Origin of the sequence: Pseudarthrobacter sp. efr-133-R2A-89, from assembly GCF_030209315.1 — a bacterium.
Lineage (GTDB): Bacteria > Actinomycetota > Actinomycetes > Actinomycetales > Micrococcaceae > Arthrobacter.
Window position 1 is genome coordinate 404,325 of sequence record NZ_JARVSE010000002.1, and the last position, 18,874, is coordinate 423,198.

Sequence of the window (18,874 nt, forward strand, 5' to 3'; positions counted from 1 at the left end):
AACCAACATCGCCTCAGGCCAAGCCGGCAGCGGTTGACCACAGCCTCCGACCCTCGTCCTTTCCGACAGTGTTCTAAGGTCTTCTCAGAGGAAGGTCCGACCTAGCACTCGGGTTTGTAAGTTTGGGGTGTGCTCTAGCCGGACCGGTCTTCGCCATCCTCGGGGGAGGCGATAAAGCGCATGAGCTTCTCCATGAGATGGAGTGTCGGCCGTTCGGGATCGAGGAGCGACTGGATCCGGAGCCCGTCGATCATCGCCATCACCATGGTTACTTTGTCGTCTGCGTTGAGCTCCGCACTGTCCTGCCCTGTGGCGAGCCGAGTGCTGGTGAAGTGATCTCGCATCTTTTCCCGCCGGGAAATGAAAAAGTCGTGTTCGCGGATGGTCTTGCGTACTTGGGAAGCGTCCCGGGTTTCGATGGCGGCGACGATGTCGTGGTGCCGGTCGACGCTCATGTTCTTAACGCCTTTTTCCCGTCCGGCGAACATGATGGACATTCGGATGGACCCCTCCAGCGACTCCCAGGAATGCATGAGCGTTTCGTTGCCGGTGAGGCGGCATAGCGCCCGGTGGAATTCCATGTCGGATTCGATTCGCTGCGCAAGGGAGGCATCCTCAGCCGCCTCCATAAGGTCGACTTTTTGGTGCAGGGAATCGATGGCCCGAGCGTGGTCTGGGAGTTCGCACAGGGTGCGTGCAGCCAGAGTTTCCAGTGCGGCGCGGACGGCGAAGATGTCCCGGATTTCCTTCTCGTCAAGGTGGCGGACGGAGAGGCGGCCGCGGTGACCTGCGGAGAGCAGGCCTTCCTGTTCCAGCTGGCGCAGGGCTTCGCGAAGCGTGCCCCGACCCGCTTGGGCTTCCCAACACAAGAAGGCGCCTCATGTTGGACCAATAGGGCAGGCGGATCACCCGCCTGGACTATCACGTGTCGTACGAGGTCAGTTGGCGTAGGGGTCGGCGATGCCGATGTACTGGGTGTAGAGGTACTCCTCGATTCCTTCGAGCCCGCCTTCACGGCCCAGGCCGGACTGCTTGACGCCGCCGAACGGGGCGGCTGCGTTGGAGACGACGCCGGCGTTCAGTCCGAGCATGCCGGTCTCGAGGCGTTCACCCATCCGGATGCCGCGGCTCAGGTCCCGGGTGAAGACGTAGGCCACCAGCCCGTATTCGGTGTTGTTCGCCAGCCGGATAGCCTCCTCCTCGGTGTCGAAGGTGATGATCGGCGCGACGGGTCCGAAGATTTCCTCGGACAGGATCCGGGTGCCCTCACGCACGTCGAGGAGAAGGGTGGGCTGGTAGAAGTAGCCCGGACCGTCCACCTGCGCCCCGCCTGTAATCAAGACGGCACCATCTCTCACTGCGTCGGTGACGAGTTCGTGGACCTTGTCCCGGCTCTTGGCATCGATCAGCGGGCCCACCTTGGACTCGACCTCGGTGCCCCGGGCGGTGGTCATACCCGCCATCTTCGCGGCGAATTTCTTGGCGAACTCGTCCGCGACGGACTCATGCACGATGAACCGGTTCGCCGCGGTGCAGGCCTCGCCCATGTTCCGCAGCTTCGCCAGCAACGCCCCGGCGACGGCGGCATCGACGTCGGCGTCCTCGAACACCACGAACGGGGCGTTGCCGCCGAGCTCCATCGAGGTCCGCAGCACGGTCTCGGAGGCATCCGCGAGCAGCCGGCGGCCGACCTCGGTGGAGCCCGTGAAGGAAAGCTTCCGCAGCCGGGAATCCTTGATCAGCGGACCCGTCGTGGCACCCGCCGTGGAGGAGGGAATGACATTCAAAACACCGGCCGGCAGGCCGGCCTCCACCATCACGGCCGCGAACAGCTGCGAGGTTAAGGGGGTCAGCCGCGCGGACTTGAGCACCATGGTGCAGCCGGCGGCCACGGCGGGGGCGATCTTGCGGGTCGCCATGGCCAGCGGGAAGTTCCACGGGGTAATCAGCAGGCACGGGCCCACGGGCTTCCTGGTGACAAGGAGCCGGGACTTCCCGTCCGGGGAGACCGAGTAGCGGCCGAACGCGCGGACCGCTTCCTCGGAGAACCAGCGCAGGAACTCCGCGCCGTAGGTGACCTCGCCGCGGGCCTCGGCCAGCGGTTTGCCCATCTCCATGGTCATCAGCAGGGCGAAGTCCTCCGCACGCTCCGTCACCAGCTCATAAGCCCGCCGCAGGATCTCACCGCGTTCCCGCGGCGGAACCTTCGCCCAGGACTCCTGCGCAGCCACCGCAGCGTCCAGCGCCGCCGCGCCATCTTCGGCGCCGGCGTCGGCGACGCTGGCCAGCACCTCCCCGGTGGCGGGATCCTCAATGCCGAAGGTCTTCCCGGAAAGGGCCGCACGCCATTGACCGTTGATTAACAAGCGCGTAGGAACAGAGGCCAGAAGGCTGCTTTCGCGCTTAGCGGCGAGTAGTGCTGGTGTGGACATTCGGGTCTCCGGATTCACGTGGGACTGGCTTCAGATGAGGATGGTCAAGGGATTTTCGATGCGGGCCTTGAAGGCCTGCATCCACTGGGCAGCCACCGCCCCATCGATGACCCTGTGGTCAGCCGAAAGGGTGCAGGTCATAACCGTGGCCACCGTCAGGGCACCATCGACGACGACGGCGCGTGGTTCAGCTGCTCCCACCGCGAGGATGGCTGACTGCGGCGGGTTGAGGATGGCGGAAAATTGCCGGGTGCCAAGCATGCCCAGGTTGGTGACGGAGAAACTTCCACCGGTGAGTTCCTCTTGGCGGATCTTCCCGGCCTTTGCCCGTTCCACGAAGTCCCCGATCGCTGCGCTGACTGCGCTGAGGGACTGGCTATCAACGGACCGGACCACCGGCGTCAGCAACCCGCCGTCAACGGCAATTGCCACGGAAATATCGGCCGCGGTGTGCTGCAGTTGGGCTTCGTCGGTCCACGTGCTGTTAGCTGCCGGGGTGTCCATCAGCGCCAGCCCGACGGCTTTGACGATGAGGTCGTTGACCGTAATCCGCCGCGTTGCCGATTCGTTGACCTGTTTCCGGAGGGTAAGGTGCGGCAACGGCGCCGCCTAAAGATCCCGCAGACGAAAGGATCGCAATGGCAGGAATGTTCGAACTGTTTATCGACGCAGAATCAGCGTTCAGGTTCCGGCTGACAGCACCCGATGGAACCGTTATGGCAGTGTCCAAGCCCTTCGATACCAAGACCGACGCCGTTGCCGGCATCGCCGCTGTACGCGAATACGCCGGCATGGGACTGATCGCCGACCACAGCACAACAGCCGCCAAAGCGGCACCGCCCCCCACCTTGAATGATCCCGGCAGTCGCGCTGACCCTTCTCCGCGAATGCCAAAGATCGACTTCCACGCCCGCGCCCGGGCTGTCCGCCGGGCCGTCTCCGGCCCCCGCTGGGCCGGGGCAGTCCACAACCTTTCCTGAACGGCCTGGGAAGAGGGTTTCGCCCCATGGAGCAGCCAAATGCTCCTAACACGAACCCCTACGTCTTCGTCATCCTGTACCGCTCGATCTGCCGCAGCCGCCGCAGGAGGCTGTCGCGCCGGGGGTGCGGGACGGCGTCGGCCGGTTCTGCGGTGAGGTCGATGTGCTTGGTGCCGTACTGCCACAGCAGGAGGTCATCCATCAGCCGGTCGGGGCCGGGGGAGTAGCGGTGGTCCAGGGCCTTGCGGACCTCGGTGATGCGGTTGGCGCTGAGCAGGCCCGCCAGTTGCACGGTCTGGTTGAGGCCGTGGGCGGCCAGGAGTTCCGCGGCCCAGCCCCAGTCGTCGTCCACTTTCCGGTCAACGTGCGGGAGCAGGGTCCGCCAGACGTCGCGGATCCGGTTCGGGGTGAGGGCTGCCGCGCCTTCCCCGTCCATGTCCCAGAAGCTGCGGACTTCCTCGTACCGTTCATGCAGGTCCGCGAAAGCCGTCTCCACGGTCTCCAGCATGGCGGCGGTGGCCGTGAATTGCCGGTCGAAGTGCGGTGTCCACGCGCGCGGATCCTCGGCCTTGAAGCGGATGTCATGCTCAATCTCGCTCCACGCATGGGCGAAGATGGTACGGATCTGGCACTCGAAGAAGTAGCTGCCGTTGGGCACTGCGTCCGGATTGAAGACCTGCTGGTACTCCTTGACGGCCTCGTTCTGGATGGTCCGCAGGATCAGGTGTCGGCTGGAGTATCCGTAGGTGCCGGATTCTATGGAGCCGATGTCCTTCTCCCGATCGCCACGGCAGTCGAAGAGTTGCCGCTGGCGCTTGATGATGTTGGCCACCACGGCGTTCTCCGCCGGGAGCTTGGTGATCACCCGGATGCCCACCATGTCATTGAGCGTCCGGAACGGGTCCGGGAACTTGAGCAGTCGCGGGCCGCCGGGCTCCAGGGGCTCTTCGGTCCGCGAGATCTTCTCCTTGAAGGACTCCACGGTCTTGGTGCGGCCGCTGACGAACAGCGGCGTCACCTCGGTGCCCTTGAGCATGTCCCGAAGGGTGAGGAGGACGTCCCGGGTGATGAGCTTCAGGGCAGGGCGGACGCGCTCGTAGATCTCCACATTGTGCTGTACCGACTCACGCTGCGGCGCGTCCAGACTCTCCCAGTTACTCGGCATAATCCCAGCTTACGGCCGGGGTCCGACAGGAACCCGCCGGCGCCGCTACGTTTCGCCTGCCGACGTGGAGCCGCGCACCACCAGGGAACTTTCCAGGACGAGTTCCTCCTGCTCCAACGCCCGCCCTTCCATCAGCCGGCGCAGCTGTTCACCAGCCTTCAGCCCCAGGCTCGCCGCGGGAAGGTGCACGCTGGTCAGGCCCGGACTGCTGGTCGCCGAATACGGCAGGTCATCGAACCCCGCCACGGCCAGCTCCGCGGGAATGCGCACCCCTGCCACGCGGGCTTCCTGCAGCACCCCGTACGCATGGGTGTCCGTGGCGCAGACGACGGCGGTTACCCCCGCGCGCTGCCAGTCCGGCCACGCGTCGGCGAAGACAGCCGCGGCAGCACCCACATCGATGGTGGTGGCGGGCATATGGTCCGGATCCACGGTCATGCCCAGTGATGCGGCTTCGGCCAGGAAGGCCTCCCGGCGGATGGTGAACGTGGCGGTTCCGGTAACGCTGTCGAGGTAGGCCACGCGCCGGTGGCCCGCCCCGGCAAGGTGCGCAGCCAGCTCCCGCGCACCCTGGGCGACGTCAAGGTTCACGGCCGGCGCAAGTGACTCCAGGCCGGGAGCGTCCAGCAGGACCAGGGGGCCGGCCACGGAAAGGTCCGCCAGGAACCCGGCATTCGGGGCATCAACCAAAAGCCCTGCCGGCCGCAGCGACATCAGCTTCCGGACGTCCGCAGCCTTGGGAAATTCACCTGAGTCCGTGACCGAGAGGAGCAGCTGGTAATTGGGCCCCAGCGATTCCCGGACCCCGCTGATCACCTTGGCGAAGAATGGGTTGGAGATATCCGGTGCCACCAGGATCACGATCGAACTGACGCCCTTGGCCAGCGAACTGCCGATGCCATCCACCACGTAGCCAAGCTCGGCAATGGCTTCTTGCACCCGGGAAATGTTGTCCTCGGAGACCCGGCCGGCCGTCTTGCCATTGGCCACCAGCGACACCGTGGCAACCGAAACACCGGCCCGCGCGGCCACCATGGCCGCCGTCACCCTCCGGGGCCGCGCCCGCTGCTGCACCTGTTCCCCGGAATCCATGCCTCGATCTTATCGGCCCCCGGCCGCCGCAAGAGATGGCAAGGCATCAAGCGTTTGACGTGGGCAAACGCCATCGCGACGTTAAGCGCTTGACGTAGACCACAAAACGGTGCCATGATCACTCCCGGAATACTGGACCCCTGCCTCCCCGGCAGGCCCCAATGACGTGGAGAACCATCGTGGAACCAAACCCGCAACAGAGTCAGCACCAGCCCCGGAAGATCATCCTGGACTGCGACCCCGGCCACGACGACGCCGTGGCCCTGCTGCTCGCGCACGGCAACCCGGACATCGAACTGCTGGCCGTCACCACGGTGGTGGGCAACCAGACCCTCGAAAAAGTCACCCGCAACGCCCTGGCCGTAGGCACCATCGCCGGCATCACCGGCGTCCCCTTCGCCGCCGGCTGCCCGCGGCCCCTGGTCCGCAGCATCGAGACCGCCCCGGACATCCACGGCGAGTCCGGCATGGACGGCCCCGCCCTGCCCGAGTCCACCATCGAACTGGACCCGCGCCACGCCGTCGACCTCATCATCGATACCGTCATGGCCCACGAACCCGGAACCGTCACCTTGGTCCCCACCGCCGGCCTGACCAACATCGCCCTGGCCGCCCGCAAGGAACCGCGCATCGTGGAACGGGTCAAAGAAGTGGTCCTTATGGGCGGCGGCTACCACGTGGGCAACTGGAGCGCCGTGGCCGAGTTCAACATCATCATCGACCCCGAGGCAGCCCACATCGTCTTCAACGAGAAGTGGCCCGTGGTGATGGTGGGCCTGGACCTCACCCACCAGGCGCTCGCCACCCCGGACGTCGTGGCGAAAATCGCCGCCATCGGCACCGCCCCGGCGAAGTTCGTCACCGAACTGATGGACTTTTTCGCCCACACCTACAAGGACGCCCAGGGCTTCGACTACCCGCCCGTGCACGACCCCTGTGCCGTGGCCTACGTGATCGATCCCAGCATCGTCAGCACCCGCAAGGTTCCGGTCAACATCGAACTGCAGGGCACCCTCACCCTCGGCATGACCGTGGCCGACTTCCGCGCCCCCGCGCCCGCCGACTGCCACACCAGCGTGGCCGTGGACCTGGACCACGGCCGGTTCTGGGACCTCGTCACCGACGCACTGGTCCGCATCGGCGAGCCCGGCACCGGTGACCACAAGGACAATGGCACCGCGTCCGACGTCGAACCCGGCCGCAGTGCCCACCTCACCGCCGGAGGGGTCAAGTAAATGACTGCCACGACCACCGAAACCACCACCGGCCGCGGCAATACCGCAGCCCTCATGACCGCCCTGCTGGCCGCCTGCGTGGCGTTCCAGCTCAACGCCTCCATGCTCAGCCCCGCCCTGGTGACCATGGGTGAGGAACTCAAGACCGACCAGGCCGTCATCGGCCTCTCCCAGACCTGGTTCTTCACCGCCGCCGCCCTTTTCTCCCTGTTCCTGCCCCGCCTGAGCGACATTGTGGGACGCAAGAAGGTCCTGGTGGGCATGATGGTGCTGATGGCCGCGGGCTCCGTCATCGCCGCGCTCGCCCCTGACGTCACCTGGCTCTTCGTGGGCCGCATCATCCAGGGCGTCAGCGGACCCACCGTCCCGCTCTGCCTGATCATGCTGCGCTCCGCCGTCAGCAACCCGCGCAAATACGGCACGCTCATGGGCCTGATCACCGCCGTCAACGGCGGCGTGGCCGGCGTCGACTCCTTCGTGGGCGGCTACTTCGCCGAGCACTTCGGCTTCCGCAGCATCTTCTGGCTGATGGTGGTCCTGGCCGCCGCCGCCACCGCCCTCGTCCTGGTCCTTGCCAGGGAGAGCAAGCCTGCCGCCGGCACCACCATGGACTGGCGCGGCGTCTTCTTCATCGTCGTGGCCGTGGGCGCCCTGCTTACCGCCCTGAACGAAGGCTCCAAGCTCGTGGCCGGCTTCTCCGCTGCCACGCTGATGCTGAGCATTGCGCTGGTCCTCGTCTCCGCCGTCGCCTTCTTCGCCTTCTGGCGCACCGAACAGCGGGCCGCCCAGCCGATGGTGGAAACCGTGCACCTGCGCCAGCGCGCCACCTGGGCCCCCCTGCTCACCACCACCCTGACCATGACCGGCATCTTCGCCGTCATCAACGGCATTGTCCCGGCCTACGTCCAGGCCGCGGCGCCCGGCTTCAGCATCGGCCCCACCGAAATGTCGCTGATCATCCTCACCCCTTACGCCCTGCTCGGCTGGCTGGTGGGTCCGCTCAGCGGGCGGCTGGCCCCCGTCCTCGGGTACACCAGGGTGCTGCGGATCGGGCTCCTCGGCAGCATCGCCGCACTGGCCGTCATCGCCTTCCTCGGCCTGGGCAGCCTGCCGATGATGATTGCCGGCACCGTCTTGCTGGGCATCATGTACGCCGGTACCGTCAACATCATGCTCAACGGACTCGGTGTTGTCCTCTCGCCCGCCGGCAACCCCGGCTTCCTGCCCGGCATGAACGCCGGCGCCTTCAACCTGGGTGCGGGCCTGAGCTTCCTCATCCTGCCCGCGGTCCTGGTGGCCACGCAGTCGCTCGGCGATGCGAAGGCCTCCTACCTGACCGTGGTGCTTGTCGGGCTGGCCCTCACCGTCGCGGCGTTCGCCGCCTCGCTGCTGATTCCCAAGCCGGTTGAGGCCGAGGTGGCCCCGTGAGTGCCGCGGCGCAGAACACCGGCCGGATCGTCGTCGTCGGCTCCCTGAATGCAGACCTGACCATCTACTGCGAACGCCTGCCGCAGCCCGGCGAGACGGTGCACGGCAACGGATTCGCCGTGAACCCGGGCGGCAAAAGCGCCAACCAGGCCGTGGCCGCGGGCCGGCTGGGCGGACACGTCAGCCTGGTGGGTGCCGTGGGGGATGACGCCAACGGCAACATGCTCCAGGCCTCGGTGGCCGGGGCCGGGGTGGACGTGGGGCACGTGCGGACCTCCAGCGAACCCACCGGCGTCGCGGTGATCGCCGTGGACGCCCACGGCGAGAACAACATCATCATCTCCGCCGGAGCCAACGGCACCCTGTCCCCGGCCGACGTCGCCGGTGCCGCGGACGTCCTGGACGGTGCCGCCGTCGTCAGCCTCTGCCTGGAGGTGGCCATGCCCACCGTGCTGGCCGCAGCCCAGGCAGGGCACGACGCCGGCGCAACGGTTCTGCTGAATCTCTCACCGTACGCGCACATTCCGGCGGAGCTGGCTGAACTGACAGACGTCCTGCTGGTGAACGCCCACGAGGCGGCGCTGTTCCTTGGCCCCGGTGCTTCGGTCCCGGGCGCGGACGCCCACGCGGCGCAATGGGATACGGTCCGGGAGCGGTTTGCCGGGCGGGGGATCCGGCAGGTCCTGGTGACCCTCGGCGCGCACGGGTCCGTGGTGCTGGATTCGGAGGCGCCTCCCGGCGCCCAGGTGACCTTCGTGGCGCCCACGCGCGTGGACGCCGTGGACACCACCGGGGCCGGCGACGCCTTCACGGGAGCGGTTGCCGTCAGGCTGGCCGCAGGAGACGCGCTCGCCGAAGCCGCCGCCTTCGCCTCTGTGGCGGCCGCCCTGGCCACCACCCGGAAAGGCACCCAGGCGGCCTATCCGGAGACGGCGGACGTCGAACGCCGCCTCCGCGCGTCCTGACCCTTCTCCAGCCCGCGGGCTACGCCCGGGCCTTGGTCTGGACGGAGGTCCGTTCGACGGCGGGGCAGTGGATCTTCGCCGCCCCGCCGACGGCAGGGTCGAGGCCCAGGAGCATGCGGACACCAGCCGCGCCCAACTCGTAATGCGGCAGGGCAACCGTGGACAGCGGCGGGCGCAGGTGGGCGGCAATCACTTCTTGGTTGTCGAACCCCACCACCGCCATGTCGTCCGGGATGGCCAGGCCGTGTTCCCGCAGGCCGTCATAGAGGCCCATGGCCATTCGGTCGTTGTAGCAGAACACGGCGGTGACATCCCGTTTGAGCAGCTCCGCCGTGGCCCGGTAGCCGCCTTCCTGGTCCGGATAGGACTCCATCACCAGGGCCGGATCGAACGGGACGCCGGCCTCCTCCAGGGCCTGCCGGTATCCGGCCAGCCGGCCATCCTTGGCCGGCGCCGGAATGGTGGCATTGATGAACGCGATGCGCCGGTGGCCGTTCCGCAGCAGGATCTCCGTGGCAGACCGGCCACCCTGGACCTCGTCCGGGACGACGGCCCGGGCGCCCGGCTCGTTCGAAAAGCAGTTCACCAGCACAAAGTCGGCTTCGCGCAACGGGGCCGGAATATCGGTGGCCCGGTGGAACCAGGTGGAGTAGAGGATGCCCCGGACCTTGTATTCGAGCATCATGCTGATGGCGTCCTGCTCCAGCTCGCCGTTGCCCTCGGTATTGGCGATGAGCAGCGCATACCCGTGCTTCCACGCCTCGTCCTGCGCCCCGTGGATGATCTGGCCGGCAAAGGGCGTGGTGGCCACGCCGTCGGCCACCAGCCCGATGAACTTGGAGGTGCCGCTGACCAGGGTCTTTGCCATCGCGTTGGGCCGGTAGCCCAAGGTGCGGAGGGCCTCCTTCACCCGCCGCCGGGTTTCCTCCGCAATGCGGGCGTCCTTCTTCTTGTTGACCACCAGCGATACCGTGGCGGTGGAAACACCGGCCGCTTCCGCGACCTCGCGGAGGGTCACGGGGTGGGCCCGCTCCGGCGCGTGCGGCGGATCCTGCGGCACGCCGCCGGCCGCGCCCGCACCATTCTCCATTGAACTCATCTGCCCTCCTTCAGGAGTATATCCAGCAGCAGGTGCCGTCATCCCTTGGTCGCTCCGCTCTCGAGCCCCTGGATCATGGCCTTGTTGAGCACCAGGAACACCAGCAGGAGCGGGGTGATGGTGACGCACACGGCCGCAAAGGTTGCCGTCCAGTCCACCTTGCCCATGGCGCCGATGTAGTTCTGCAGGCCCAGGGGGATGGTCTTGAGGTCCGCGGAGAGCACGAACGTGTTGGCGAAAATGAAGTCGTTCCAGATGAAGATGCTGTTCACCAGGACCACGGTGACCACCGTGTTCACTGACAGTGGCAGCGTGATCAGGCCGAAGATCCGGTACGGTCCCGCCCCGTCCAGGGACGCCGCCTCATATGTCTCCTTGGGAATATATTCGTAGAACGAGGAGAACAGATAGACGGACATGGGCAGGGAGAAACCGGCCAGCGGGATGATCATCGACTGGTACGTATCCAGCAGGTTCACCTGCGAGTAGTCGATGAACAGCGGAACCAGCGCGATCTGCACCGGGACGATGATGCCGATGAGGAACAGCCCGCGGACCAGCTTGCTGAGCCGGAACCCGAGCACCTGGATGGCATAGGCGGCCATCATCCCCAGCAGGACGATCAGGACGTTGGCGCCCATGGTTACCACGAAGCTGTTCAGGATGTTCCGGCCCAGGTCGCCGGTTTCGAAGGCCCGGGCGTAGTTCTCCCACGTCAGCGAACTCGGCAACGCGAAGGGGTCGCCGGTGGCGAAGTCGTGTTCGCTGCGAAGGCTGGTCAGGAACAGCCAGGCCAGCGGATACACCTGCACGATCACGATGAGCATGATCAGCACCCGGGAGAGTGTGCGGAACAGGTCCGGCCGGCGCTTGCGGCGCCTCACGGCGGGCTCGGGAGGTACGACGGCGGGCGGCTGGGCGGGCGGGGCTGCCTGGGTGATCATGCGTCTGCCTTTCGCTTCAGCAGGAACAGGATGAGGCCGACGGCGGCGAGGCACTCGATGACGATGAACACCGAGATGGTGCTCGCATAGCCAAAGTCCGTGCTGGTGAACGCGGTCTTGTACATGTACGTGGTGAGCAGTTCGGAGGACTGGCCCGGACCGCCGTTGGTCATCAGGTAGGGGATGTCGAAACCCCGCAGGCCGTAGGTGGTGGCCATGATGGTGGTGGTGATCCACACCGGGCGGATGTACGGGAACCGGATCTTGCTGAACAGGGTCCAGCGGGAGGCGCCGTCCAGGACGGCCGCTTCCTCCAGTTCCTTGGGCACCGCGAGCAGTGCCGCGTAGATGATCAGCATGTACAACCCGGTGAACCGCCAGCCTTCCGGTGCGGACACGGCCGCCAGGACCGTGTTCACATCCGAAAGCCACGGCCGTTCCAGGCTGCCCAGTCCGATCCAGTGGAGCAGCTGGTTCAGCAGCCCCACTGGTTCCAGCGAGTAGATCCGGACGAAGAGGAAGGCAATGGCCACCGTGGAAATCACGGCCGGCAGCAGGTAGAGGGTCTTGATGAGCTCCCGTCCGCGGCGGAGGGAGGTGAGGAGGCTGGCGACCGCCAGGGCCCCGCCGAGCTGAAGCACCAGGCAGATGGCCAGGTAGATCAGCGCGTTCAGGAACGCCCGCCAGAAGATGTCATCGCCGACGAACATCCGGAAGTAGTTCGCCAGGCCGACGAATTCCATCTCGCTGATGCCGTTCCAGGAGAAGAAACTCAGGAACAGGGACTGCAGGATGGGGAAGAGGACCGCAGCGCCATAGAGCAGCAGCGGCGGGAGCAGGAAGACCAGGACCGATGTCCGTGACCTGTTGGGCAGCATGGCGGACCTTTACTTGAAGAACTTGGGGGCATTCTGGGCGATGGTGCTGTCCAGCGTTTCCGTGAACTGCTGGGGAGTGACCTCGCCCTGGACCAGCAGGACCAGTTCCTGCTGGAGCCGGCCGTTGGTGGTGGGGTCCAGCTGGGTGTCCCACGGCATGGCCTGCTTGGACCCGAGGTCCTTTGCCTGGTCCAGGGCCTTTTGGAACAGCGGCGTGGCGTTGGCGGGGACGGTGGTCTGGACGTCGGTGGTGGGCGACAGTGCGCCGGTGGCCGCGTATTGGGCGGGGTACTTCTTCAGGGCGAACTTCAGGAAGTCGCTGACCAGGGGGTCGTAGGTCTTGGCGTTGACGGCCATGCCAATGCCCGACGGCGAGACGAACTCGTTCGCAGCCGTCACCGATCCTGCGGTGGTGGGCAGGGTGAAGAAGTCGACATCGTTGCGGACGGCGGGGTTAAGCTTGTCGGTGGCCAGGCTGGGCAGCTCCCAGGTTCCGATGTTGTACATGGCGGCCTGGCCGGAGGTGAACTGGTTCTGCGCGTCGGAGTAGCCCTGGGCGGAGAAGCCGTCCTGGAAGCACTTGGCCTTGCCCAGTTCGGCCATCCAGTTGACGGTCTTCTGCCCGGCGGCATCGCTGAACTTGGCATCGCCCTTCTTCAGTTTCTGCACAAAGTCGGGGCCGGCTTCGCGGAACGGCTGGTAGGCGACGTACCGCTCCAGCGGCCACTGGTCCTGGCCGTCGATGGCAATGGGGGTGATTCCCTTGCTGCGCAGGGCGGTGCACATGGCGGGGATATCGTCCAGGGACTTGGGTACGGCCACGCCGGCCTTCGCCAGCAGCGCCTTGTTGTACCACATGAACTCCAGCTCGAACTGGAACGGAATCATGTAGAGGGAGCCGTCGTCGAAGCGCTGGTAGTCCAGTGCCCCCGGGCGGTAGTTGCCGTAGATGTCCAGGGATTTCAGCAGCTTCTCGGCGTCGAGCATCTTGCCCTGTTTGGCCAGCTGCTGGGCGAACGGGGTGGCATCGGTGTCGAAAAGTTCGGGAAGCTTGTTGGCCGCGGCCAGGGTCTCAAGCTTCTGGATGTAGGAGGGCCGGTCAGGGGTGGTGATCAGGTTCAGCTTGAAGCCGGGGTGGTCCGCGGCGTATTCGTCGGCCAGCTTCTTCATGATGTTGATGACGGCGCCATCTGCCGGGCGGGAGAGGAGCCAGGAGATTTCATGGGGCTTGATCTCGCCGGTGGGGCTGACGTCGGAGGAATTCGTGGAACTGCCGCCGCCACAGGCGGTCAGTGCCAGGGCGGTGGCGGCTGCGACGGCGGCAGCGCGGAGCAGGTTTTTCATTTGGGGCAATCTCCCTTGATTGAACGGATCGTTGGAACGGGTCGGATGGAACGGAGGATGGGTATTCAGTTGTCGGTGCGCTTGCGGACTTCGAGATCTGTGACAGTGACCGAACCTTCGCCGGCGAACACGCCCAGTGCGCCGGCGGCGAGGTCGTAGATGCGGGCACTCAGGGCCACCTGCCGGTCCACGACGGCGACGCACAGATCGCCGTCCACCACCACTTCCAGCGTGTGGCTTCCGGGTGCGAGGTCGCACGGGCGTTCAAGTTCTATGGCGTAGGGAACGTCGCCCGAGACGTGCCATTGGGCGTCGCCGGTGATGGCTCGTGGCCAGCGGTCGAACACCAGGCGTCCGCGTTTCGGTTCGAGGCGGAGGACGTAGGAGTGGTCCCCGTCCGCAGTCGACCGCAGCAGCAGCCCGCATTCCGTGGTGCCGGGACCGATGTCCAGCACCGCCTTGGCGTAGAACTGCGTGGGCATCGGATTCGCGGAAATGGCGGCAGCGTAGCCGTCCGGGACGTCCAGCCGGAGGGGCAGCCCGCTCCCAAGCCCAAGCGGGACATCGTCCCAGAAGCTGTCCACGAGTTCGTCGGCGAACCCGAACGCCAACGTCCCGTCGGCGTTTTGGCGGGCCTCCAGCACGGCCATGGTTCCCGCCCATTGCCAGGCGCCGTCGTCGGAATTTCCTTCCTTGCTGGCGATCCAGCCGAAGAAGAACCGCCGGCCGTCCCGCTCCGCCGTTTTTGCAGCGTAGAAGGCGCGCCCGTCGATGCTGTCCCGGGCCGGAACTGTCCACGGGCCGTCGGGGCTCGTGGCCATCCGGTACCGGGTGGTGAAGGTTTCGGAGAACTCCGAGTAGACCATGTACCACCAGCCGCCCCACTGGAACACGTCGGGGCACTCATGGGTGATGTACCGGCGGGGATCCCAGAAGGGTTCGGCATGGGACCAGGTCTGCAGGTCGGTGGAGACGCACTGCGCGATCACGCCCCGGCGGCGGTCCGGTCCGGTGGAGTGCCTGGCGGCGAGGAGCATCCGCCACACGCCGGCTGCCTCATCGCGGAAGACGAAAGGGTCCCGCCAGTCTGCGGAATCGTACCCGTCCGGCGCGCCGAAGGTGAGTTCGGGGTGCTTGGTCCAGGTGGCCATCCCGTCGGTGCTGGTGGCCTGCATGACCAGTTGCAGGGGCAGGCCGCCGGGGCCCAGGTTGGCCGGGTTCTGGCCGGTGTAGAAGAGGTGGTGGACGCCGGACTCGTCGGCGACGATGCTGCCGGTATAACAGTTGAAGTCGAGGTCGTCTGCGGTGCCGTGGGGGAGGGCCACGCCATGGTCCTGGAACTGCGTGAGGTCTTTGGTGGTCACCAGGTTCCACGCCGTACCGGGCTTCGGATCGGCGCGCACTTCATGAAGATAGAAGAGCCAGAACTCGCCATCCTTCTGGAAGGGGATAAGGTCTCCAACCCACGCATCGGTGGGCTGGAAGAAGACTGGGTAGCTCATCAGCGGTGATGTCCGTTCTGCTAAAGCGTTTGATCACCTAGAAGCTAGCGTGAAAGCAGGCACTGATCAAGCGTTTTAGCAAAATTACTTTCCGAGGGGCCCAAGGCTCCATTTATGACGTGGGCCACTTTGCTGAAACGCTTGACCAATCCAGCCGGGGCTGGGTATCTTGTCCTGCTAAAGCGCTTAATCACTCCGGTGACCGTGCGGACCAACGAGGGTTCCCCACTGAGCGCCCGGCGGCGGAGCCGCCGCCCCCGCGAGAGGAAGTCAATGATGACCCATGCCATGTCCCGCCGCCACATCCTGCAAGGCACCGGAGCAGGAGCGTTCGCCCTCCTGGCGGCCGGAGCCATCTCCGCCCCACCCGCGCACGCCCTGGATTCCCTGCGCGCGGTCTTCCACATGACCCCGCCATCGGGATGGCTGTGCGACCCCCAGCGGCCGGTGTTCATCAACGGGGCCCACCACCTGTACTACCTGCATTCCACGCAAAACAACGGGCAGGGCGGGTGGGACCATGCCAGCACCACCGACGCCGTGGCCTTCACCCATCATGGCGTGGCGCTGCCGCTGCGGCCCGATTTTCCCGTGTGGTCCGGATCCGCAGTGGTGGACACCGCCAACACCGCGGGCTTCGGCGCAGGAGCGATCGTCGTGCTCGCCACGCAGCCCACGGACGGCATCAGGAAATACCAGGAGCAGTACCTCTACTGGTCCACCGACGGCGGTTACACGTTCACGGCCCTCGCGGACCCGGTGATCGTCAACACGGACGGCCGGGCGGCCACCACACAGGCAGAGATCGACAACGCGGAATGGTTCCGGGACCCGAAGATCCACTGGGACGCTGCCCGCAACGAATGGGTGTGCGTGATTGGCCGCGCCCGGTATGCCGCCTTCTACACATCCGTGAACCTGCGGGACTGGCAGCTGAAACGCAACTTCGACTACCCCAACCATGCGCTGGGCGGCATCGAGTGTCCGGACCTGTTCCAGATGAAGGCCGACGACGGCACCTGGCATTGGGTGCTGGGCGCCAGCATGGACGCCTACAGCATCGGGCTGCCCATGACGTACGCCTACTGGACCGGAACCTGGGACGGAAACCAGTTCCTTGCCGACGACGTGGACAATCCGCAATGGCTGGACTGGGGCTGGGACTGGTATGCGGCGGTGACCTGGCCGGTGCCGGATGCGCCGGAGACGCGCCGGTACGCCGTCGCCTGGATGAACAACTGGAAATACGCGGCCCGGGATGTTCCCACAGACGCCACCGACGGGTACAACGGCCAAAACTCGATCGTCCGCGAAATTCGCCTGGTGCGCCAGGGCGGAGGCTGGTACAGCCTGTTGGGCAGCCCGGTTCCCGCGCTGGCAGGCTACGCCACCTCCACCACGGTGCTCCCGGACCGGACGGTGGACGGCAGCGTCGTCCTGCCCTGGAATGGCAGGGCCTATGAGCTGGAGCTGGACATCTCCTGGAGCGCCGCGGCAAATGTGGGCGTGTCCGTCGGCCGCTCCGCGGACGGTGCCCGCCACACAAATATCGGCAAATACGGTGCTGAGCTCTACGTCGACCGCGCACCCTCGGACCTTGCCGGCTACTCACTGGTGCCGTATACCCGTGCCGCGGCCCCCATTGACGCCGCCGCCAGGTCCGTGCACCTGCGCATCTTCGTGGACACCCAGAGCGTGGAGGTGTTCGTGAACGCCGGGCACACGGTGTTGTCGCAGCAGGTGCAGTTCACCGACGGCGATACCGGCATCTCGTTCTACAGCGACGGGGGACCGGCCGTCTTTTCCGGAATTACCATCCGTGCCTTCTGAACGGTCTAGCCGAGCGCTTCCAGGGTGGTGCCGGTGTAGTCCGCGAGCTGCGCCAGCAAGGTGTCCTGGAAGCGGGGATCGCCGGCCGCCGGATGCGGGGTTTGCCGCTTCTGGTGGAACCAGTAGCCGCCGCTGGACACGGCCTCCGGATCATCGCTGGTGGCAAGCCACTCCTGGGTGCGGTGGCCCAGTTCCAGACTGTCCGGCGCGGACCTGCCACCCATCCGGGTGGGCACCCAGCCGGGGTCGACGGCGTTACTGGCGACGTGTGGCACCAGCCGGGCCAGCGCCAAGGTCAGCGCTGTGACCTGGAGCTTGGTGGTGGAGTAGGAGGCCGTCGTCGTCCGCCCTTCCCAGTCCAGGCCGGCCAGTCCGGCGTCCCCGCCCCGGTGCATGCCGCTGCTCAGGTAGACCAGGCGGCGCGGACCGGGCATGAGGGCCGTCAACAGGTAAGGGGCAACCACGTTGACGGGCAGCAGCGCCGGGCCGCTGAGTACGCCGGCGTTGTGGATGACGGCGTCGATGCCGCCGATTCCGTTGGCGTCCGCCGCCAGTTGCCTGACGTCCGTTAGGACGGCCAGGTCACCGACGACGCTCTGCGCCCCGCGGTCCAGCAGGTGCTGTACTGCGGGGAGCCGCCGGGAGGACCGCGCATGCACGATCACCTCGTGGCCGTCCCGGAGCAGCGCCTCCGCCGTCGCCAGGCCCAGCCCCTCAGTGGAGCCGGTGATGAAGATGCGTGCCACTGTCAGCCTTTCCTTCGATGATGGGTGATGGTCCGGAAGAGGAGTCACGCCAGGGCCGTCACATCCGAGAACATCCGGTCAACGGCGCGGGGGGCAAAGATTTCGCGCATCACCAGTGTGGTGAGTCCGTGGCATGCCGCCAGATCTTCCGGATGGCCTGCTTCCACCACCATGCCTTCGGCGATCCGGTCAACGACGTCGGCGAGGACCCGGTGCGCCACCCGCTCCACGAACGTCGCCAGCGAACCCAGTTGCCCGCCGAGTACCAGCCGGTCCGGGTTCAGCGTGGTGACGGTGGCGGCAAGCGCCTGCCCCAGGACGTCCGCAGCCGAGTCGAGGGCGTTCAGCACCTCGGCGTTCCCGGCCATCGCAGCATCGCTGACCTGGCCCGTCGTCGAAAAGGCCAGGTGACCGAGCTGGTCCTGGATGGCGCGGCCGGAACTGTAGGCTGCGAGGCAGCCGCGGCGCCCGCACCGGCACAGCGGTCCGTCCGGTGTCATCCGGATGTGGCCGATGTCGCCGGCCGACCCGTGGGCGCCGCGGAGGATTGATCCCTCCACCACGATGCCGCAGCCGATGCCCGTCCCGACCTTCACGTAGACAACCGTTTCGGTGTCGCTGTTCCGTTCGCCCAGGGCGGCGGCGCGCGCGTCATTTTCGATGACAAGGGGCAGATCCCATGCCGCTTTCACGGCCGACACCACCGAGTCCGGGGCCCAGCCCGGGATGGTGGTTGGGTGTTTCACGAATCCGGTGACTGCCTCCACCGGCGCGGGGAGGCTGACACCGATGCCCAGGAGGGTCTCATCCGCGCCTTGCGCCAGCAGCGCACGTCCGTCCTGGATCAAGGGATCCAGGACGGACGCGGCGGGCTCACTGATGTCGAGCCCCCTGGTCACGGAGCGCAGTTGCCTGCCCGTGGTGTCGGCAATGCTCACGGTGCCGTGGGTCTGGCCGAGCGTGATGGCCAGGACCACCCGGCCCCGGTCTTCGAAGCGGATCTTCCGCGAAGGGCGCCCGCCGGTTGAATCCAGCGGTTCTGCTTCATAGATGTAGCCCCGGCGGGTGAGGGTATCCAGCCGTTCATACAACGTGGCCCGTGACATCCCGGTGGTGGAAAGGAGCTGCTGGCGGGACAATCCGTCCGCGGCGCGGATCAGCTCCAGCAGGTGTCCGTGCGACGTCGCTCCACCCAAGCTGGCAGGCACTCTCTCAACGGTCACGCGGCCCCCTT

At 66.4% G+C, this 18,874-nt stretch carries 17 protein-coding genes and 1 pseudogene; 5 read left to right on the forward strand and 13 right to left on the reverse strand.

The window, feature by feature from the left end; all coding sequences use genetic code 11:
• Positions 1-134: 134 nt before the first annotated feature.
• The 4 genes and pseudogenes from QRM95_RS21140 to QRM95_RS04600 all read right to left on the reverse strand — a co-directional run bounded on the left by QRM95_RS21140 (position 135) and on the right by QRM95_RS04600 (position 3,032).
• On the reverse strand, positions 135-344 hold the full coding sequence (locus QRM95_RS21140) for a TetR family transcriptional regulator C-terminal domain-containing protein (protein WP_502934933.1): 210 nt from the start codon (positions 342-344) through the stop codon (positions 135-137).
• A 27-nt stretch (positions 345-371) separates the two neighbouring features.
• Positions 372-854 (reverse strand): annotated as a pseudogene (locus tag QRM95_RS04590) (GntR family transcriptional regulator); the annotation flags it as partial.
• 84 nt (positions 855-938) lie between these two features.
• Complete coding sequence (locus QRM95_RS04595; RefSeq protein WP_285246645.1) at positions 939-2,432, reverse strand: NAD-dependent succinate-semialdehyde dehydrogenase; 1,494 nt, start codon at positions 2,430-2,432, stop codon at positions 939-941.
• A gap of 30 nt (positions 2,433-2,462) precedes the next feature.
• Positions 2,463-3,032 carry a 2-oxo acid dehydrogenase subunit E2 gene (locus tag QRM95_RS04600; RefSeq protein WP_285246646.1) on the reverse strand — a complete coding sequence of 190 codons (570 nt, stop codon included), beginning with the start codon at positions 3,030-3,032 and terminating at the stop codon, positions 2,463-2,465.
• 38 nt (positions 3,033-3,070) lie between these two features.
• Between QRM95_RS04600 and QRM95_RS04605 the strand changes: the two genes are divergently transcribed.
• Positions 3,071-3,412 (forward strand): YegP family protein, encoded by a 342-nt coding sequence (locus tag QRM95_RS04605; RefSeq protein WP_285246647.1) that lies wholly within the window; start codon positions 3,071-3,073, stop codon positions 3,410-3,412.
• Between the two features lie 58 nt (positions 3,413-3,470).
• Here the strand turns inward: QRM95_RS04605 and QRM95_RS04610 are convergent, their stop codons facing one another.
• Positions 3,471-4,577: a GTP pyrophosphokinase gene (locus QRM95_RS04610; protein WP_285246648.1), complete on the reverse strand. Its 1,107-nt coding sequence runs from the start codon at positions 4,575-4,577 to the stop codon at positions 3,471-3,473.
• 45 nt (positions 4,578-4,622) lie between these two features.
• Entirely contained in the window at positions 4,623-5,612 is a 990-nt protein-coding gene (locus QRM95_RS04615) for a LacI family DNA-binding transcriptional regulator (protein ID WP_502934934.1), read from the reverse strand.
• Between the two features lie 218 nt (positions 5,613-5,830).
• On the opposite strand from QRM95_RS04615, the gene uriH reads away from it, so the two are divergent.
• The 3 genes from uriH to QRM95_RS04630 are packed head-to-tail and all read left to right on the forward strand — an operon-like array spanning position 5,831 to position 9,297.
• A complete protein-coding gene (uriH, locus tag QRM95_RS04620) occupies positions 5,831-6,904 on the forward strand; it encodes a uridine-preferring nucleoside hydrolase UriH (RefSeq protein WP_285246650.1) in 1,074 nt (357 codons plus the stop codon).
• Positions 6,905-8,332, forward strand: coding sequence for a uridine transporter UriT (gene uriT, locus QRM95_RS04625; protein ID WP_285246651.1), 1,428 nt, complete (start codon positions 6,905-6,907; stop codon positions 8,330-8,332).
• The gene (locus tag QRM95_RS04630; RefSeq protein ID WP_285246652.1) at positions 8,329-9,297 is read left to right on the forward strand and encodes a ribokinase; all 969 of its coding nucleotides are present in this window, start codon (positions 8,329-8,331) and stop codon (positions 9,295-9,297) included. Before uriT ends, QRM95_RS04630 begins: the two co-directional genes overlap by 4 nt.
• A gap of 19 nt (positions 9,298-9,316) precedes the next feature.
• Here the strand turns inward: QRM95_RS04630 and QRM95_RS04635 are convergent, their stop codons facing one another.
• From QRM95_RS04635 to QRM95_RS04655, 5 genes are all read right to left on the reverse strand, one after another.
• Positions 9,317-10,387 carry a LacI family DNA-binding transcriptional regulator gene (locus QRM95_RS04635; RefSeq protein WP_285246940.1) on the reverse strand — a complete coding sequence of 357 codons (1,071 nt, stop codon included), beginning with the start codon at positions 10,385-10,387 and terminating at the stop codon, positions 9,317-9,319.
• Between the two features lie 47 nt (positions 10,388-10,434).
• A complete protein-coding gene (locus tag QRM95_RS04640) occupies positions 10,435-11,340 on the reverse strand; it encodes a carbohydrate ABC transporter permease (protein WP_285246653.1) in 906 nt (301 codons plus the stop codon).
• The gene (locus QRM95_RS04645; RefSeq protein WP_285246654.1) at positions 11,337-12,218 is read right to left on the reverse strand and encodes a carbohydrate ABC transporter permease; all 882 of its coding nucleotides are present in this window, start codon (positions 12,216-12,218) and stop codon (positions 11,337-11,339) included. The genes QRM95_RS04640 and QRM95_RS04645 overlap by 4 nt, the downstream gene beginning before the upstream one ends.
• Positions 12,219-12,227: 9 nt before the next feature.
• Complete coding sequence (locus tag QRM95_RS04650; protein WP_109044155.1) at positions 12,228-13,562, reverse strand: ABC transporter substrate-binding protein; 1,335 nt, start codon at positions 13,560-13,562, stop codon at positions 12,228-12,230.
• Positions 13,563-13,627: 65 nt separating this feature from the next.
• Positions 13,628-15,064, reverse strand: coding sequence for a glycoside hydrolase family protein (locus QRM95_RS04655; RefSeq protein WP_285246655.1), 1,437 nt, complete (start codon positions 15,062-15,064; stop codon positions 13,628-13,630).
• 276 nt (positions 15,065-15,340) lie between these two features.
• On the opposite strand from QRM95_RS04655, the gene QRM95_RS04660 reads away from it, so the two are divergent.
• Positions 15,341-16,894 carry a glycoside hydrolase family 32 protein gene (locus QRM95_RS04660; RefSeq protein ID WP_285246656.1) on the forward strand — a complete coding sequence of 518 codons (1,554 nt, stop codon included), beginning with the start codon at positions 15,341-15,343 and terminating at the stop codon, positions 16,892-16,894.
• A gap of 5 nt (positions 16,895-16,899) precedes the next feature.
• Here QRM95_RS04660 and QRM95_RS04665 read toward each other — a convergent pair whose 3' ends face one another.
• Positions 16,900-17,640: an SDR family NAD(P)-dependent oxidoreductase gene (locus tag QRM95_RS04665; RefSeq protein WP_285246657.1), complete on the reverse strand. Its 741-nt coding sequence runs from the start codon at positions 17,638-17,640 to the stop codon at positions 16,900-16,902.
• Positions 17,641-17,684: 44 nt separating this feature from the next.
• Positions 17,685-18,863 (reverse strand): ROK family transcriptional regulator, encoded by a 1,179-nt coding sequence (locus QRM95_RS04670; RefSeq protein ID WP_285246658.1) that lies wholly within the window; start codon positions 18,861-18,863, stop codon positions 17,685-17,687.
• Between the last annotated feature and the right edge of the window lie 11 nt (positions 18,864-18,874).

Coding starts and splice junctions, on each gene's coding strand:
- QRM95_RS21140 (WP_502934933.1), bottom strand. CDS start 344: ATGCGAGATCACTTCACCAGCACTCGGCTCGCCACAGGGCAGGACAGT.
- QRM95_RS04595 (WP_285246645.1), bottom strand. CDS start 2,432: ATGTCCACACCAGCACTACTCGCCGCTAAGCGCGAAAGCAGCCTTCTG.
- QRM95_RS04605 (WP_285246647.1), top strand. CDS start 3,071: ATGGCAGGAATGTTCGAACTGTTTATCGACGCAGAATCAGCGTTCAGG.
- QRM95_RS04610 (WP_285246648.1), bottom strand. CDS start 4,577: ATGCCGAGTAACTGGGAGAGTCTGGACGCGCCGCAGCGTGAGTCGGTA.
- QRM95_RS04615 (WP_502934934.1), bottom strand. CDS start 5,612: ATGGTGGCCGCGCGGGCCGGTGTTTCGGTTGCCACGGTGTCGCTGGTG.
- uriH (WP_285246650.1), top strand. CDS start 5,831: ATGACGTGGAGAACCATCGTGGAACCAAACCCGCAACAGAGTCAGCAC.
- uriT (WP_285246651.1), top strand. CDS start 6,905: ATGACTGCCACGACCACCGAAACCACCACCGGCCGCGGCAATACCGCA.
- QRM95_RS04635 (WP_285246940.1), bottom strand. CDS start 10,387: ATGGAGAATGGTGCGGGCGCGGCCGGCGGCGTGCCGCAGGATCCGCCG.
- QRM95_RS04640 (WP_285246653.1), bottom strand. CDS start 11,340: ATGATCACCCAGGCAGCCCCGCCCGCCCAGCCGCCCGCCGTCGTACCT.
- QRM95_RS04645 (WP_285246654.1), bottom strand. CDS start 12,218: ATGCTGCCCAACAGGTCACGGACATCGGTCCTGGTCTTCCTGCTCCCG.
- QRM95_RS04650 (WP_109044155.1), bottom strand. CDS start 13,562: ATGAAAAACCTGCTCCGCGCTGCCGCCGTCGCAGCCGCCACCGCCCTG.
- QRM95_RS04655 (WP_285246655.1), bottom strand. CDS start 15,064: ATGAGCTACCCAGTCTTCTTCCAGCCCACCGATGCGTGGGTTGGAGAC.
- QRM95_RS04660 (WP_285246656.1), top strand. CDS start 15,341: ATGACCCATGCCATGTCCCGCCGCCACATCCTGCAAGGCACCGGAGCA.